17 protein-coding genes and 1 other RNA gene are annotated in these 16,251 nt (G+C 71.3%); 9 read left to right on the forward strand and 9 right to left on the reverse strand.

The features are described from left to right. The first annotated feature begins 62 nt into the window (after positions 1-62). Together R8Z57_RS09240 and R8Z57_RS09245 are read left to right on the forward strand one after the other, a co-directional pair. Positions 63-890: an inositol monophosphatase family protein gene (locus R8Z57_RS09240; protein WP_318353457.1), complete on the forward strand. Its 828-nt coding sequence runs from the start codon at positions 63-65 to the stop codon at positions 888-890. Between the two features lie 43 nt (positions 891-933). Further along, complete coding sequence (locus R8Z57_RS09245; RefSeq protein ID WP_318353458.1) at positions 934-1,512, forward strand: hypothetical protein; 579 nt, start codon at positions 934-936, stop codon at positions 1,510-1,512. A gap of 45 nt (positions 1,513-1,557) precedes the next feature. On the opposite strand, the gene R8Z57_RS09250 is transcribed toward R8Z57_RS09245, so the two are convergent. Beyond that, positions 1,558-1,971 carry a YkvA family protein gene (locus tag R8Z57_RS09250; protein WP_318353459.1) on the reverse strand — a complete coding sequence of 138 codons (414 nt, stop codon included), beginning with the start codon at positions 1,969-1,971 and terminating at the stop codon, positions 1,558-1,560. Positions 1,972-1,973: 2 nt separating this feature from the next. Further along, positions 1,974-2,534, reverse strand: coding sequence for a Chromate resistance protein ChrB (locus R8Z57_RS09255; RefSeq protein ID WP_318353460.1), 561 nt, complete (start codon positions 2,532-2,534; stop codon positions 1,974-1,976). 52 nt (positions 2,535-2,586) lie between these two features. Here R8Z57_RS09255 and R8Z57_RS09260 point away from each other — a divergent pair, with 52 nt between their 5' ends. After that, complete coding sequence (locus R8Z57_RS09260) at positions 2,587-3,126, forward strand: YaeQ family protein (protein ID WP_318353461.1); 540 nt, start codon at positions 2,587-2,589, stop codon at positions 3,124-3,126. A 25-nt stretch (positions 3,127-3,151) separates the two neighbouring features. Here R8Z57_RS09260 and R8Z57_RS09265 read toward each other — a convergent pair whose 3' ends face one another. Next, entirely contained in the window at positions 3,152-3,568 is a 417-nt protein-coding gene (locus R8Z57_RS09265) for an NUDIX domain-containing protein (RefSeq protein ID WP_318353462.1), read from the reverse strand. Between the two features lie 49 nt (positions 3,569-3,617). Between R8Z57_RS09265 and R8Z57_RS09270 the strand changes: the two genes are divergently transcribed. Genes R8Z57_RS09270 through R8Z57_RS09280 form a run of 3 tightly spaced genes read left to right on the forward strand, consistent with a single transcriptional unit; the run spans position 3,618 to position 6,282 of the window. Next, entirely contained in the window at positions 3,618-5,096 is a 1,479-nt protein-coding gene (locus R8Z57_RS09270) for an SDR family NAD(P)-dependent oxidoreductase (RefSeq protein WP_318353463.1), read from the forward strand. Next, positions 5,090-5,320, forward strand: a complete 231-nt coding sequence (locus R8Z57_RS09275) for a hypothetical protein (RefSeq protein ID WP_318353464.1) — start codon at positions 5,090-5,092, stop codon at positions 5,318-5,320. Before R8Z57_RS09270 ends, R8Z57_RS09275 begins: the two co-directional genes overlap by 7 nt. Continuing rightward, entirely contained in the window at positions 5,317-6,282 is a 966-nt protein-coding gene (locus R8Z57_RS09280) for an ADP-ribosylglycohydrolase family protein (RefSeq protein ID WP_318353465.1), read from the forward strand. Before R8Z57_RS09275 ends, R8Z57_RS09280 begins: the two co-directional genes overlap by 4 nt. Positions 6,283-6,312: 30 nt before the next feature. On the opposite strand, the gene R8Z57_RS09285 is transcribed toward R8Z57_RS09280, so the two are convergent. Beyond that, positions 6,313-7,290, reverse strand: coding sequence for a zinc-binding dehydrogenase (locus R8Z57_RS09285; protein WP_318353466.1), 978 nt, complete (start codon positions 7,288-7,290; stop codon positions 6,313-6,315). A gap of 207 nt (positions 7,291-7,497) precedes the next feature. Further along, positions 7,498-8,913: an HNH endonuclease signature motif containing protein gene (locus R8Z57_RS09290; RefSeq protein ID WP_318353467.1), complete on the reverse strand. Its 1,416-nt coding sequence runs from the start codon at positions 8,911-8,913 to the stop codon at positions 7,498-7,500. A gap of 243 nt (positions 8,914-9,156) precedes the next feature. On the opposite strand from R8Z57_RS09290, the gene R8Z57_RS09295 reads away from it, so the two are divergent. Together R8Z57_RS09295 and R8Z57_RS09300 are read left to right on the forward strand one after the other, a co-directional pair. Beyond that, positions 9,157-9,465 (forward strand): biopolymer transporter Tol, encoded by a 309-nt coding sequence (locus tag R8Z57_RS09295; RefSeq protein WP_318353468.1) that lies wholly within the window; start codon positions 9,157-9,159, stop codon positions 9,463-9,465. 157 nt (positions 9,466-9,622) lie between these two features. Beyond that, the gene (locus tag R8Z57_RS09300) at positions 9,623-11,053 is read left to right on the forward strand and encodes a M20/M25/M40 family metallo-hydrolase (RefSeq protein ID WP_318353469.1); all 1,431 of its coding nucleotides are present in this window, start codon (positions 9,623-9,625) and stop codon (positions 11,051-11,053) included. Between the two features lie 156 nt (positions 11,054-11,209). Here the strand turns inward: R8Z57_RS09300 and R8Z57_RS09305 are convergent, their stop codons facing one another. Together R8Z57_RS09305 and ssrA are read right to left on the reverse strand one after the other, a co-directional pair. Further along, positions 11,210-11,521 carry a helix-turn-helix transcriptional regulator gene (locus tag R8Z57_RS09305; RefSeq protein WP_318353470.1) on the reverse strand — a complete coding sequence of 104 codons (312 nt, stop codon included), beginning with the start codon at positions 11,519-11,521 and terminating at the stop codon, positions 11,210-11,212. A gap of 646 nt (positions 11,522-12,167) precedes the next feature. Further along, positions 12,168-12,538: a transfer-messenger RNA gene (gene ssrA / locus R8Z57_RS09310) on the reverse strand. Between the two features lie 250 nt (positions 12,539-12,788). Between ssrA and R8Z57_RS09315 the strand changes: the two genes are divergently transcribed. Next, positions 12,789-13,298, forward strand: a complete 510-nt coding sequence (locus R8Z57_RS09315) for a DUF2231 domain-containing protein (RefSeq protein ID WP_318353471.1) — start codon at positions 12,789-12,791, stop codon at positions 13,296-13,298. A gap of 4 nt (positions 13,299-13,302) precedes the next feature. On the opposite strand, the gene R8Z57_RS09320 is transcribed toward R8Z57_RS09315, so the two are convergent. Further along, positions 13,303-14,259, reverse strand: a complete 957-nt coding sequence (locus R8Z57_RS09320) for an SDR family NAD(P)-dependent oxidoreductase (RefSeq protein ID WP_318353472.1) — start codon at positions 14,257-14,259, stop codon at positions 13,303-13,305. Between the two features lie 132 nt (positions 14,260-14,391). After that, on the reverse strand, positions 14,392-15,867 hold the full coding sequence (locus tag R8Z57_RS09325; protein ID WP_318353473.1) for an NAD(P)/FAD-dependent oxidoreductase: 1,476 nt from the start codon (positions 15,865-15,867) through the stop codon (positions 14,392-14,394). Between the last annotated feature and the right edge of the window lie 384 nt (positions 15,868-16,251).

The following is a 16,251-nucleotide window of genomic DNA, read 5'->3' on the forward strand; positions in this document are numbered from 1 at the left end:
ATTAGCATCACGATCGCGTCTCGTGAAATCGAGGCGGGAACGCCGCGGTTATCCTTGATCTCGTGACCTCGCCCTCCGCCGCATCGACGTTCGACACGCCGTTCGAGGGAGATCTGCAGCGCGATCTCGATCTCGCGCTCCGGCTGGCGGATGCCGCCGACGCCGCGTCCATGGCGCGCTTCGACGCCGCCGATCTCGACGTGCGCCTGAAGGCCGACGCGAGCCACGTCACGGAGGCGGATCTCGCCACCGAACGTGCGATCCGTGCCCTGCTCGAGACCGAGCGCCCGGGCGACGGGATCTTCGGCGAGGAGTACGGCATCACCGGCGACTCGGCACGCCAATGGATCATCGACCCCATCGACGGCACCGCGAACTACCTCAAGGGCATCCCGATGTGGACCACCCTCATCGCCCTGGCGATCGACGACGTGCCGCGGGTGGGTGTCGCGAGCCAGCCCGCCATCGGGCGTCGCTGGTGGGCCGCCACCGGGCACGGCGCGTGGACGAACACACCTGCCGGCGAACCCCGGCGCCTCGCGGTGTCGACGGTGGATGCGATCGCCGACTCCAGCGTGAGCTTCCAGAGCATCGCGCAGTGGCGTGAGGCCGGCAAGCTCGAGGCCCTCGAGCGGCTCACGGCCTCGGTCTGGCGCGACCGGGGCTACGGCGACGCGTGGCCGTACATGCTCCTGGCAGAGGGCCGCCTCGAGTTCGTCGCGGAGTTCGGCGTCAAGGAATACGACATCGCCGCACTCGTGCCCATCGTCACCGAGGCCGGCGGCAAGTTCACCTCGTTCGAGGGCCACGACTCCCTGTCGGACCGCTCGTCACTCGCGACGAACCGCACGCTCCACGCCGCCTACCTCGACCTGCTCCACTCCGCCTGATCCCCCGATCCGCCTCCCGAATCCCCCTACGGAGACCTCCCCGATGCACGCCTCCCGCATCCTCGGCACCGCAGCCACCCTCCTCCTGACGGCGGTCGTCCTCACCGCCTGCGCCGGCTCCCCCGAGGCGGCTCCCGAAGAGACCGCCCCGGAGGCGGCTCCGACGACGGCCGCCCCCGAACCCACGTCCACGGCGGAGCCCGAGCCGACGTCGACCGAAGACCCGACGTGCGAGACGCTGATCGCCGCGACCGTCGTCGCCGAGTTCGAGGGTGTGGGCTGGACGGCGCAGGAGTCGCCGCTGTACATCGGCAGCACCGAGATCGAGGACGGGCTGCAGTGCATGTGGGCCGACTTCGAAGGACCCGCCGGCGACCACGGCATGATGTTCGGCTGGGCGCCCCTCGAGGAGTCGAAGGCCGGCGACGTGCAGGACGAGCTCATCTCACAGGGTTGGGTGCGCGAGGAGTCCGCAGACGGCGTCTACATCACCGAGAGCCCCGACACCGTGATCGCCCCCGACGACGAGGGCTACGGCATGACCTACCACTTCACCGACGGCGAGGTCACCTTCGCCGGCACCAAGCAGGGTCTCCTGCTCATCGAGTGGCCCAAGGCCTGACCAGCACGGAGAGCTGAGGCATCGGGCGCACCCGCCTGGGCCGCCTCAGCTCACCCCGACCAGCGCCAGGAGACTCTCCAGCCCGTCGGCCGTGCCCGGCCAGTGACGCTCGATCGCCGCCCTTCCGGCCGTCCGGATGGCGTAGCGCAGGGCGATCGCCACGATGATCGCGTCGTCGGCGTAGCCGAGCACCGGGATGAAGTCGGGCACCAGGTCGATGGGCAGCAAGAGGTACACCAGGAGGCCGCCAAGCCACCAGCGCGTGCCCCGCGGCACCTCGGGATCGGCGACGAGCCGCTTCAGCAGCACCACGACATCGCCCACCAGCCGCACGATCTGCCGCCAGTCCACGCTGCGTCCCGCGCGGCGCGCCTGCACCCACAGCACCAGCAGCAGCGCCAGCCACATCGCCACGAGCCCCGCGACGACCGCGAGGCCGACGACGAGCCATTCCGGCATGGTCAGTCCTGCGACGAGTCCGGCACGTTGCGTGCGAACACCTGCTCGGCGTAGCCGGCGAGCTTCTCGGTCACCTCGTCGAGACGCCGATTCGCCGCGTCGGCGATGTCGAGCTCGACGATGTTGCGTCGGCGGAGGTCGCGGTGCCACCGGCGAAGACGGTCGAGGCTCTGCTCCTCCTCCTCGAGCTCACCGAACGTGAACTTCTCCTTCGCGATCTCGCGGTCGATCTCGTCAGAGAACTTGCCGCAGTCGGCGATGAACTCCTCCCACTCGTCGACACGCGCCGCGATGAACGCGTCGCGGAGCACGGCGACGTCGTCATCGCCGTGCGAGGCGGCTTTCAGCACCGACACACCGCCGCCACCGCGCTGGGCGAGCTCGCGCACCGTGGGCAGGGCTTCGGTGAACGCGGGAAGGTCGGGCACCGTCCACGCCCCCGACGCGGCGGGAACGGCTCCGATCCGCCGGAGCTCGCGCCACACCGCGACGCGGTGCCGCGACGGCTCGGCCGGAACCTTCGGGATGAGCAGCAGCCAAGAGGGAGATGTATCCGTCGTCATGTCACGAATGTAACACGCGTTACGTTCCCGTCGGCGCGTATGCTCGGGGGCTATGGCTATCGGCGTCACCATGCACACCTTCGACATCCAGCTGGCCGACGTCGATCGCAGTGTCTACGAAGATCTCTCGGTGCGTGTGGCGCGGCATCCGTCCGAGACCGACGCGTTCATGCTCACACGCGTGCTCGCCTACTGCCTCGAGTACGAGGAGGGCATCGCGTTCAGCGAGGGGATCTCGGCGACGGACGAGCCCGCGGTGCTCGTGCGCGATCTCACCGGAGCGCTCGTCGCGTGGATCGAGGTGGGTGCTCCGGATGCCGCGCGCCTGCACTCCGGCAGCCTCCAGGCCGCGCGGGTCGCGGTGTACACCCACCGCGACCCGGTGAAGGTGGCCGCGCCGTGGGCCGGGAAACGCATCCACCGCGCGGACGAGATCCCGCTGTACAGCTTCGACCCCGGCTTCATCGACTCGGCCACCGGCGCCCTCGAGCGCCGGAACACCCTCACCGTGTCCATCACGGAACGACGCCTCTACCTCGATCTCAACGGCTCGTCGTTCGAGTCCGAGATCCACGTCGCCACCGCCGGCTGAGACCCGCCGAGGGCAGCGGGCGGTTCTAGGCGGGCAGGAAGTTCTCCCGCGCCAGCGGGGCGATCTCGAGCGACGCGGCCTCGCGCCGGCCAACCCACCGCAGCTCTTCGATCTCGGCATCGATCACCGGCACCTGGTCGCCGATGTCGGCGGCGAACACGTCGGCCACGACCAGGAATCCGGGTTCGTTCGCCGCGGCCGCCGTGAAGAGGCCCAGCGGCCGCATCTCACCCGGCGCGACCGACAGCCCCAGCTCCTCGAGCAGCTCGCGACTCAGCGTCTCGCTGGGCGTCTCGCCCGGCTCGGGCTTGCCGCCGGGCTGCATGAAGGCCGTCGTGCCGGCCTTGCGCACCAGCAGCAGCTCGTCGTGCTGGTTGAGGATGACAGCGGCCGACACGTGGATGCTGCGGGAACGGGTCGGGGCGGCGTCCGAGGTGGTCACGCTGGCACGCTAACAGCAACCGCGCACGTCGTCCGGCGTAGAATCGCGTGTGCCCGAAACCCCCGCCCCTGCCGACCTGCCGCCGAGCGGCATCGACCCGGACGACCTCGCCACCACGCTGCGCGTGCTCGGCAACATGGCGGGCGTCGACGAGACGCACCCCGACTACATCGCCGTGCGCCGTGCCACCGCCGCGATGTTCAAGGCCGTGAAGAAGGAGCGGCGCCGCGAGATCCGCGAGGCGATCGCCGCCGCCGACCGCGCGGTGGTCGCCGCCACGGCCACCGGGGCGCCCGACCGCATCGACGACGAGACCCGCGGCATCCCGATCTCGAGCTCGACCACCGCCCCCACGGCGGGCACCCTGCTGAAGTCGCGCGCCTGCTACATCTGCAAGCAGCCCTACACGGTCGTCGACGCGTTCTACCACCAGCTCTGCCCCACCTGCGCGGCGATGAGTCACGCGAAGCGCAACGCGCGCACCGACCTGACCGGCAAGCGCGCCCTGCTCACGGGCGGCCGCGCGAAGATCGGCATGTACATCGCCCTGCGCCTGCTGCGTGACGGCGCACACACCACGATCACCACGAGGTTCCCGCGCGACGCGGTGCGCCGCTTCAGCAGCCTGCCCGACGCCCCCGAGTGGATCGATCGCCTCAAGGTCGTCGGCATCGACCTGCGCGACCCCGCGCAGGTCATCGGACTGGCGGAGGATGTCGCGGCCGCCGGCCCGCTCGACATCCTGATCAACAACGCGACCCAGACGGTGCGCCGCTCCCCCGGCGCGTACCAGCCGCTCGTCGACGCCGAGCTCGCGCCGCTCCCCGACGGACCGCTCCCCGAGCTCGTGACGTTCGGCCACACGAACGACCGCCACCCTCAGGCCCTGGAGCGCTCCGTCACCGCGCACCCGATCCTCGCCGCGGCGGCGGCCCGCGCCGATGAGCTGACCGAGCAGGCGATGGCTGCCGGGTCGAGCTCGCTCGAGCGTCTCGCCGCGGGCACCGCGATCGACGCCGGCGGCCTCATCCCCGACCTCGACCACACCAACTCGTGGGTGCAGGCCGTCGACGAGGTCGACCCGCTCGAGATGCTCGAGGTGCAGCTCGCGAACACGACCGCCCCGTTCCTGCTCGTCTCGAAGCTGCGCGCAACGCTCGCCGCGAGCCCCGCCCGCCGGACGTACGTCGTCAACGTCAGCGCGATGGAGGGCGTCTTCAACCGCGGCTACAAGGGACCGGGGCATCCCCACACCAACATGGCGAAGGCCGCCGTCAACATGCTGACCCGCACCAGTGCCCGGGAGCTGTTCGAGAAGGACCGCATCCTGATGACCAGCGTCGACACCGGGTGGATCACCGACGAGCGCCCGCACCCGACGAAGGTGCGCTTGGCCGAGGAGGGCTTCCACGCTCCGCTCGACCTCGTCGACGGCGCCGCGCGCGTGTACGACCCGATCGTGCGGGGTGAGGCCGGCGAAGACCTGTTCGGCGTCTTCCTCAAGGACTACGCACCCGGCCAATGGTGAATCTGCCCGAGCCGGGACGCCGCGTCGTGGTCCGCTACCTCCTGCCGACAGGGCAGGCGACCGACGCCCTCGGCGAGCTGCTCGCCGCCGATGCCGCCACGGTCGTCGTCGACGGCAAGCGGGGCGTCGAGCGCATCCCCCGCGGTGCGGTCATCGCCGCGAAGGAAGTCCCGCCGCCACCGCCGCCGCGCGCGCCTCGACGCCCTCCCGAGGGACAGCGATGACCCCCGACCAGGAGGATCGCGCGATCGGCGTGGTCGTCGCCTCGGCGGCCGGAGACGCGCTCGGCTCGCAGTACGAGTTCGGCCCAGCCCTCGACGACGCCGTGACGCCCGAGTTCGGGGTCGGCTACTTCGGCCACGCGCGCGGCGAGTGGACCGACGACACCAGCATGGCCATGCCGATCCTCCGGGCGCTGGCCGACGGGCGCACTCTCGAAGACCCGGGCAGCCTCGACGGGATCGTCGCCCAGTGGCGGAGCTGGTCGCTGACCGCGAAGGACGTCGGCGCCCAGACCCGTGGGGTGCTGGCGCCGCTGACCACACCGACCGCCGCTGCTTCCTATACGCAATCCGAAGCGCTCCACCGCTCCACGGGACGCAGCGCCGGCAACGGCTCGCTGATGCGCACCGGACCCGTGCCGTTGGGCTACCTGCACCGCACTGCCGCCGAGCTCGCGGCGGCCGCGGCATCCGTCTCGCGTCTGACCCACTGGGAGGACGACAACAGCGACGCCTGCGCGCTGTGGTGCCTGGCGATCCGCCACGCCGTGCTCACCGGCGGGCTCGAGATCCGAGCAGGCCTGGACGTCGTGTTCGACGGGATGCCGCAATCAGCGCCGCGTCGTGCGCGCTGGGAAGCGCTCATCGACGAGGCGCTGACGCCCGGGGCGCATCCGCGCGACTTCCGCGAAGGCAACGGCTGGGTCGTCCGCGCGTTCCAGTCCGCGCTGGCGGCGGTCGCCGGCGCGACGTCGCTGATCGACGCGCTCGAGCGGGCGGTGCGCGGCGGGAACGACACCGACACGGTCGCGGCGATCGCGGGGTCGCTCGCGGGCGCGATCCACGGAGCGAACGCCGTCCCGCAGGAGTGGATCGGCGTCCTGCACGGCTGGCCCGGCATCGACGCCGCCGAGCTGGAGCGACTGGCGCTGCGGGCGGCCGGGCCGGGGGGCGGGGTCGCCTGAGGCCAGACTCCGCCCGCCCGCGGCCCGCTCTCAGAACTTCAGCAGCACCTTGCCGGCGCGACCGGGGCGGCCGCTCGCCGCCGCGGCCTCGCGCGCCCGGTCGAACGGGAACACCTCGTCGACGGGCAACGACACCTCGCCCGAGCCGATGCGCTGCACGAGCTCGGCGAAGAGCGCACCGCGGGTCGCGGCATCCATCGTCCGGCTGACCGTGCTGCCCCAGAAGCCCTTCACCGTCGCCTGCTTGAAGATGAGGTCACCCGCCGAGAGGGTGAGCGTGCCGGAATCCATCGACCCGAACGACACGAGGGTGCCGCCCTCGCCGAGCAGCGAGAGCAGGTCGCCGGCTGCCTTTCCGCCCACCGAGTCCACCGCAGCGCGCGGCGCCGCTTCGCCCAGGATCGCCGCAGCCTGCCGGCGCCAGTCGCCGGAGGCGGTCGAGACGACATCACGGATGCCGAGCTCGGCCAGTTCGTAGACGCCTGCGTCGCGGCGCACGAGGCCGAGGACCCGCACGCCGCGCGCGGCGGCGAACTGGGCGAGGAGCTTGCCGACGGCGCCGTTGGCCGCGTTCTGCGCGATCCAGTCGCCCGGCTGCACGTCGAGCGAGTCGAGCAGGCTGAGGGCGCTGAACGGCATCGAGATGAGCTGCGCGGCGGTCTCGTCGCTCATCGCGTCGGGCACCGGGATCAGCCCGGCGGCCTTCGCCACGAAGTACTCGCTCCACACCCCGAAGGTGCCTCCGGTCGCGACGCGCTGACCGACCTGAAGCGCATCGACGCCCTCGCCGAGCGCGTCCACGACGCCGACGGCCTCGGTGCCGGACGCAGCCGGCAGCTCGGGCTTGAAGCCGTACGTGCCGCGGATCGTCCAGAGGTCGTGGTTGTGGATGGGCGAGAGCACCGTGCGCACCCGCACCTGGCCGGGTCCCGGCTCCGGCAGGGGCCGCTCGGCAACCTCGAGGACCTGCGTCGGATCGCCGAAAGTGGAATGGATGACTGCGCGCACGGTGGTGCTCCTCGGATCTCACGGACCGCGGGATGTGCGGCCACTCGACGGTACAGCGGCGCAACGGCCGAGGGCATTCCCCGGCGCGACCAGTATCAGGGGGTCGGGGAGGCCCGGCGAGCGAGGTCGACGATTCCGCTCTGCGGGCGGAACGAACATCCCACCCACGCCGATGGCGACGAGTCGAACGGTTGAGTCGAGGGCGGCCTATGCGGACCTGGCCTGTCTGAGCTCATGCAGCAAGAGCCGGTTGGGTCCTCGCCATCGGCGTCGGGAGTCGATCCACGCTGGTGGCCGTACCTCTGGCATGCCGTCGACCATGCGGATCTCCCATCCGCTGGTCTCGATGCCGTGATGGTGATGCCAGCACAGCAGCACCCCGTTGTCGACCGCGGTCGGTCCGCCGTTGGCCCACTCCACCACGTGATGCACCTCACTCCACGCGGCCGGCACGGTGCAGCCGGGGATGATGCAGCCGCCGTCGCGGGCGCCGATCGCCTTCCGCTGCCAGTGGTTGAACACGCGGTCCTCGACGTGCAGCGCCTTGATCGCCCCGTTCGCCTCCACCGTGACCCGGTGGATCGTGCCGTGGCATCCGACATGCCGCGCGACCGACGAGGGAACCGGCACCGGACCGGCGACGCTCTCCACGAACGCCACCCCGTCCGGTGAGGCGAGGTCTTCCGCCGTCGTCGTGACGATCAGCGTCGGCGCCGCACCGCCCAGCACCGGCATCGCGGCGGCACCGGCCGCGACCGACAGGATCGATGCGAACGCATCATGCCGCCTCTGATCCACGCTCCGGGGGTCGAGCACCCGCTCCTCCGGATCACCGCCGGCCGCAGCATCCGTGAACCGCGGCGCCCGGTCTCCCGCCCGCGGGTTCAGCTGCGCGTCCACCAGCCGGTCGAACTGCGCCGCCACTTCCTCGGTGACGTCCCCGAAGATCCGCCGCAGTCCCCGACGCGACCGCCGGCTGATCCGGATCCCCCTCATCCGCGCCGCGTACTCCGGATCGGGCAGCGTGCCGTCGGGGTCGAGGAACAGCGCCCAGGTGGTCGCCATCACCTTCAACTCATGGATGCCGCACCCCGGCGTGAGCGCATCGCCCACCGCCGCGCCCACCAGCTCGGCCTCTGCCGCCTCGAGTTCATCGGCTGAGACCCGGCCCTGCAACGGCCGCAGCGCATCCACGATCGTGGTCAGCGCATCGGCACCGAGCCGCCCCGCCGCGAGCGCCGCCCGCGCGTGCTCCAGCGGCGCCGGACGCGACTGCCCCGTCAGCGTCATCCGCCCGGTGATGGCCTTCGCATCCCGCAACCGCGCCCGCGCCGTCGCCGCCGACACCCGGGTCGCCCGCTCCACCAGCTCCTGCGCCGACCCGCAGCCGAACCGCCGCGTGATGGCGCCGTCACCGAACTCCGAGTCCGCACGCCGCCCGACCTCTCCCGCGAGTGCCAGCCGTGCGGCATCCGTCACCCGCCCCAGCAGCTCGACCACGCTCAGCGCGTCGATCAGCTCGGGGTGCGAGAGCGCCCGCTGCGCTTCGCCACCAACCGCCGCGCCCAGCACGTCACCGAGCAGATCGGCGATGCCCTCGAGGTCGGCGAGCGGGAAGTTCATACCCCCATTCTGACGAGGGCCTCCGACATCCGAACCACCCCGAAACCCCCGGTCACGTGCGGTTCTATAGACAACCGCGCGCCCCGGGCGATCGCCCACGAACTGCGGAGGAGCCGCTGGATCGCAGGACCCTCAGTGGGGTGGTGGCCGGCTCGACGCACGCCGCTGCCCCTACCCTCGCCCGCGGTGCCCGATCGGCGCCCGCAGTTCCCCGCCGGTCGGGATCGGGGTACGGTGCTTGCCGTGGACGACGTCGACGATGACCGGTGGCTCGTCGTCGACGGCCGGAGATGGCGGCGCAGCGATCCCCTCCTTCCCCACGACGTCATCGACGCGCTGAAGTCGCATCTCGGCCGAGGGCGGGCGGCGGTGCGGGTCGCGAAGAAGCGAGAGGATCCGGATGCCGTCGCCCACGCCCGTCACCGGGTGAACCTCGCCAAGCACGGCCTGGGTGAGCGCGGCGAGCCGTGGTGGGACATGACGGCACATGCGCGCCTGCACCGAGCCCAGCGGGCGCTCCAACAGCTCGACGAACTCGACGCCCTGCACTGACCCGTCGCTCGGATGTCGATTCCCGACACCGCCGGTGGATGCCGCAACCCGCGTCGTCGCGGCATCCGCTCTCCATCCGGGCTGCACGCCATAGCGGCCCGCCGCCACACCGGTCAATCCCGTATCCCGCTCGCCGGAGCGGGGCCGACCCTGGGGCATGAGCACTTCTGGCGCGGCCGCCGACCACAGCGAGCCGGTAGACCGGTTCCTGGCGACTCACGCCGACGAACTGCGCGACCAGCTCGCCTCGTGGGTGGCGATCCCTTCCATCGCGGGCGATCCCGACCGCACGGCCGACGTGCAGCGCTCGGCGCAGTGGATCGCCTCCGAGCTGCGGACGCTCGGAGCCACCACGCAGCTCGTGCCGATGAAGGAGGGGGTCGCGGTGATCGGCGAGCTGCGCGCGGCTGACGACCGCCCGACCGTGCTGGTCTACAGCCACCACGACGTCCGGCGAGCCGACCCCGCGAACTGGGAGGTGACCGATCCGTTCGTCGCGTGCGAGCGCGACGGCCGCCTGTACGGGCGCGGCGCATCGGACGCCAAGGGTCAGGTCATCGCGCACCTGTGGGGGCTGCGGGCGCACCTCGCGGTACGGCAGGGCGCTCGGCCGGCCGTGAACCTGGTGTTCCTCATCGACGGATCGGAGGAACGCGGCTCACCCGGGTTCGCGGAGCTCATCGAGCAGCATGCGGACGCGCTCGCGTGCGATCTCATCGTCTTCTCCGACACGGTGCAATGGCGCTCCGGAGAACCCGTCGTGGTCACCTCGATGCGGGGCACGATCACGGCATCGCTCCTTGTCGAAGGCCCGCATCGGGATGTGCACAGCGGTCTGGTCTCGGGCACGGCACCGAATCCGGCGCACATGCTGGCCGAGATCGTCGCGGCGCTGCATGACGACGACGGCCGCGTGGCGGTGCCCGGTTTCTACGACGGCGTGGAACCCCTGAGCGACGAGCGTCGCCGTGTGTTCGCCGAGCTGTCCGGCACCGAGGACTCCTGGGCCCGTCGCACCGAGACCCGCACCACCACGGGCGAGCGCGGCTACACCGCTCTCGAGCGGCTGTGGGCCCGCCCGTCGCTCGAGGTGCTCTCACTCGCGGCCGGCGACACCGGAAGCGTGACACGTTCCGTGATCCTCGCCGTCGCGACGGCGAGCATCAGCATCCGCACCGTCCCCCAGCAGGACATGCACGCGGTCGCGGTGCGACTGCGGCGGTTCGTGGCCGAGCACATGCCTCCGACCGTCGAGTACGAGTTGACGGTCGACGAGTACCTGGCCCAGCCCGCCTACGTCACGCCGGAGGGAACTGCGCTGCGTGGGCTCGAGCAGGCGACCGCTCGTGCCCACGGCACGACGTCGGTGAACCGGATGGGGAATGCCGGCGGCGGGCCCGCCGACGTCCTCTCCCGCGCCCTGCGTGCTGACGTGCTGTTCCTCGGCACCGGCCTTCCGGAGGACCACTGGCACGCCGACGACGAGAGCGTCGATCTCGCCACCCTGCGGCGGGGCGCCGCGACGATCGCCCACCTCTGGGACGAACTCGCAGCCGGAGGCATTCGCGGGGGCGACGAGCGTCGCTGAGCTCTCCCGATCTCCGGCGGCCGGGCAATCGGCGCAGAGTGTCGGAGGGGTTCTCCCCGCGGTCGATGGCTGCCCGCCCGTACGCGGCGGAGAGCTACTGCTCGCTGACGTCGCGGTCAACGGAGCTGAAGGTGGTGTCGAGGGAGGTGTGGCCGGTCATCGGCGCAAGCTTTCGCTCGGCAACTCGCCGAAGGCTGCGCGGTAGCTGCTCGCGAAGCGGCCGAGGTGCGTGAAGCCCCACCGTCGCGCGATTGCCGCAACGGTCTCCCGTGTCGGATCGCCGGCGAGGAGGTCGAGCCGCGCAGAGCTCAGTCGCACCTTCTGCAGGTAGCCCATCGGTGTGGTGTCGAGATAGCGGCGGAAGCCGGCTTGCAGTGCGCGCACGCTCAGCCGGGAGGCGCTCGCGACGTCGGCCAGCGTGACCGGGTCCTGGGCATGCTCGTCGATGTACGCGACGGCTCGGCGCATCCCAGAGTCGCCCAGAGCCCGGCTCCCGGAGCATGTACACGACCGAGTACACGTGCTCCGCCGGATCGCGCTCCAAACCGTCGACGTCCGACGTTCCCCGGAAGCTCAACTGGAAATCCAACGCCGACAAGGAGTAACCCACCGCGGAGCGGATGGACAAGTAGGCATCGCGCGGATCGATGACGGACATGTCGACCGCCCCCAGCGCGCTCGACATCATGTCGGCCATCAGATCCGCGTCGCGCGTTTCGAACCTCGACAGGGTGAAGCCACCCATAGCCCCTCCGTCCCGGCCAATCTCGTCCCGACGGCTCCTGCGCTGGCGCAGGCGCCCCCGATGAAGGTCGCGAAGTCGCCATCGACCGCATGGACGCGGAAAAGCGCCTCCACCTCAGGGTGCGCCTGGACCATGACGGCGTCAACCGGATATCCGCGCGAGCGACGGCCGTCGGATCCCTTGCAGCACGTGATCCACCACGCGCCACTCGCAGACTCCGACTGCGAGGTCAGCAGGGGGCGCATCGCGGCATATCGAGCAGCGGCGCCGCACGACGTCATGGTTCAGAGCCGCCCTCGAGCGGCCAACAAAAAGGGCCCGAGATCCGCGGAAATCCGCGGGCCTCGGGCCCGATTCTGGTGACAACGGCTGTGGAGATGGGGGGAATCGAACCCCCGTCCATCGCTGAGTAACGGCGGATTCTCCGGGCGCAGTCTGTGCGAGCGTTCTCATCGGCTCCGACCTTTGTCACAGACACCTAAGTCGACGAGCCCATCCTGATAAGAGTCCCGCGTGACGCTCAGGCGACGTCACGCAGCAAGATCCCTAGATGACGCCAATACCCGTGACGGGATCAGTCACGGATTGACGGAGTCGGGCTCGCTGCTCAGGCAGCGAGGGCGAACTCGGACTGCTTCTTTTCGGCAGTTATTGGTTTGCAGGGGGCGTTCACGAGATAACCCTGCATCCTCGGCCCGCTTCTCGCAGATTCGCAGGCGATGTCGAAACCGATCATCCCCGTGCCCTCGTTCGAGGGTGTCCTTCGTGCGAAGGGCCGCTGTCACACTGTGGAATTGCCATTCCCGGGCGCCGAAGCACCCGAGCACATCAGAATACAACGGATGCCGCGCCCCCGCCATTCCCGGTGCACCGATGTCGTCGAGGTCGCGCCCGACGCGGGTCGAGCCATCCGCTTTCCTTCGATGTCAAGGCCCGTGCGGGATGCCGCCCCCGATGGTCGGGTGGGCTCAACCCACGCAAGGAGGACCAATGTCGCAGAACACCCCGCAGCAGCGCGCCAAACAGCCCCGCACCGGACTCGCCGGCCCGTACGGCCACCCGTTCCACCCGATCCTGGTGACGATCCCGATCGGCGCCTGGGTGGCGAGCCTCGTCTTCGACATCATCGGACTCGCCTCCGACGACCCGGCGCCGTACGTGCACGGCGCGTGGATCCTCATCGTCATCGGGCTCATCGGGGCGGTGCTGGCCGCGATCTGGGGCTTCATCGACTACCTGCAGCTCGGCAGGAGCACGATCGCCCGCCGCACGGCCACCATCCACATGGCCATCAACCTCGGCGTCACCGTGCTCTACATCATCAACCTGCTGGTGCGGCTGTCGACCGAGGATGACGACGACGTGAGCATCTGGGGCTTCATCCTGAGCATCGTGGGCCTCGCGGCGCTCGGTGTCTCCGGATGGCTCGGCGGCAAACTGGCCTATCGGTACGGCGTGCGCGTCGCCGACGAGCGCACTCAGATGGAGGGCTTCCGCTGATCCGTCAGCGGCGCCGCGTGACGAGCAGTCCCGAGACCGCGGCCGCGGTGGCGAGCGCGCCGAGCATGAGCCGCAGTCCCGGCGACCGCCAGCTCCCCGTGACCGGCCCGGCAGCCTCCGGCGGGTCGAGAACCGTGCCCAGGCTCACCTCGGCGCCCTCGCCGTGCAGCTCCACGCGCTCGACGAGGAAAGAGGCCACTTCATCGAAGACCTTCGGCGTGAGGTCGTGCACCAGCACGGTCGAGGCCTGCGCGCGGCCGACGAACGTCGCGAACCGGCGCCGGTGCGGGGCGCGCACGATGGCACGCGCGACGCGCGCGGGCGAGACCGCCGGAGGCAGCGGACGCACGTGCTTGGTCGTGATGTTGGCCGCGTTCTCGTAGATCGGGGTGTCGACCGTGGACGGCAGGATGAGGCGGACACGGATGCCGGTGCGCCGAAGCTCCTGGCGCAGGCACTCGGCGAACCCGAGCAGGCCGAACTTGCTCGTGACGTAGGGAGCGATGAGGGGCGAGCCGACGCGCGAGTAGAGCGAGCCCACAAGCACGAGCGCGCCACTCCCCTGCCGGCGGAAGTACGGCAGGACCGCGCGGGCGCCGTGGATCTGTCCCATGAGATTCGTCTCGATCACCTGGCGGAAGACGCGCGGCGAGAGCTGCTCGAACGCACCGTAGGCGAAGACGCCGGCGTTGCCCACCCACACATCGATACGGCCGTACTCCCCCACCGCTGCGGCCGCGAGCGCGCGAACCTCACCCTCGTGCGAGACGTCCGTCGGCACGACGAGGGCCCGGCCGCCGAGCGCGCGGCATTCGTCGGCCACCGTCTCGAGCGCGGTCCGGCTGCGCGACGCCAGCACGAGGCGGGCGCCGTCGCGCGCGTAGGCGCGCGCGGTCGCCCGGCCGATCCCGCTCGACGCGCCCGTGATCACGACGACGGGCGCCTCGGGATCCCGGCTCATCGCCCCGCCGTCCGCCCGGTGTCGCTTCGGGTCAGGGCTGCGGCATCCGGAGTCTCGCGTTCGGGGTCCATGGCCTGACGTTAGGTCGGCGGCGTAATGCGCCGCTCCCCCTTGACATCCCGGGGTCGCCGCTCACGCTCGCGGCGAGAGGTCAGGCAGCGCCCTCACACCGAAGTCGTGGTTCAGGGCACTGAGCGCGGCGAACCACCCGGGCATTCCGGTGACGCCCGGCCCGGGAGCGGTCGACGCCGACGCGAGGTAGACCCCCGGGATCGGCGTGCGCCAGGGATCGGCGCTGAAGACGGGGCGCCGGAACAACTGCCACAGGTTCGGCGCACCGGCGGCGATGTCGCCCCCGGGATAGTTCGGATTGTGCCTCTCGACATCCCGTGCACTCCGCGAGCTCGCCGCGAGGATCGTGTCGCGGAAACCGGGTGCAAACCGCTCGAGCTGCCGGATCACCGCCTCGCGCCGATCGACGGGGCTGCCCGCGGGGACGTGGGTGTACGTCCACAGCGTGTGCTTCCCCGCCGGAGCGCGGGACGCGTCGAACAGCGAGGGCTGCGAGACGAGCACATACGGGCGCTCGGGCACGCGTCCGCGGTTGACCTGGTTCTCGGCGGCCGCCACCTCGGCGCGGGTGCCCCCGACGTGCACGGTGCCCGCCCGGCGCAGCTCGGGGTGCGTCCAGGGCACCGGCTCGCTGAGCGCGAAGTCGACCTTGGCCACCCCGTCGCCGTAGCGGAAGCGCTCGAGCGCGCGACGGTAGCCCGATGGCATGGCGTCGCCCGCGATGCGGATCAGTGCCTTCGGCGTCACGTCGAGCAGCGTGACCGGCGCATCGGGCAGCGCGTCGAGCGACGTGACCTCGTGGTCGACGACGACCTCCCCGCCGTGCGCGCGCAGATCGTCGACCATCGCATCGATGATCGCCTGGCTGCCCCCGACCGGGATCGGCCAGCCGCGCGCGTGGGCGTACGCGGTGAGGGCGAGCCCGGCACCTGCCGCGGCGAGACTCGGCTGCGTCAGGATGGTGTGCGCCGCGACGCCCGTGAGCAGGGCCGGAGCCGTCTCTTCCCGGAACCGTGCACGCCACGCGGGCCCGCCCTGCTCGAGCGTGCGGAGGCCGAACGCGACGGTCGTGCGCAGATCGGTGGGCACCCGCACGAGCGACGAGCCCGTGAAGTGCGCGACCTGTGTCGATCTCTCGACCAGCGGGCGCATCAGCTGCTCGTACGCGCGGCCGTCGGTGCCCAGCGCATCGCGCGTGCGGCCGAGGTCTCGGTACGCGATCCCGGCGCGCCCCAGGCTCAGCGGGTGACCGAACGACACCTCGGGCGTGACGAACTCGACGCGCTGCCGCAGGCCGAACTCGCGGAAGAACCGCGACTCGAACGCCATCGGGTGCACCGCCGAGCAGACGTCGTGGTGGAAGCCGGGCAGGGTCAGCGAGCGCGTCGCGGCGCCCCCGCCGGGCTGGTCGGCGCGCTCGTACACCCGCACGCGCAACCCCGCGCGCGCCAGGGTCACCGCGGCGGCGAGCCCGTTCGGGCCCGCCCCCACGACGACGGCGTCCAGGTCCGCGCCGCGACGGACGCGTGCGCTCACGATCCGGGTGTCCCCTTCGTGCGAGCACCCTTGAGCGTCGGCGAAGCCGCGGCGATGGGCGCTTCGGCGGGCGTGGGGACCTCCTCGTCCGCCTCCGGCCCGCTTCCGCGGTCATTCCCGCCTGCCCTGTCGGCCGACGAGCCGTCGTCGGCCCCGCGGCCCGGGTCCGAGTCGGCGGCCGGGTCGGAGCCCGAGACCGCACCCACGAAGGGATTCTCGTTGGCGTCGAGATCGAACCCGTCGGTCTGCGGCATCCCCGGGGTGGGAGCCGTTTCTTCAGCGCCGCCCTCCGCATCGGGGACCGGCTCGTCGCCCGTCGGCTCCGGCTCCGCGGCGCGAGGAGTCGCGTCGGCAGAGCTCTCTCCCGCGGCATCCGCCTGGCCC

The sequence above is a fragment of the Microbacterium sp. M3 genome (genome assembly GCF_033548675.1).
Taxonomy (GTDB): domain Bacteria; phylum Actinomycetota; class Actinomycetes; order Actinomycetales; family Microbacteriaceae; genus Microbacterium; species Microbacterium arthrosphaerae.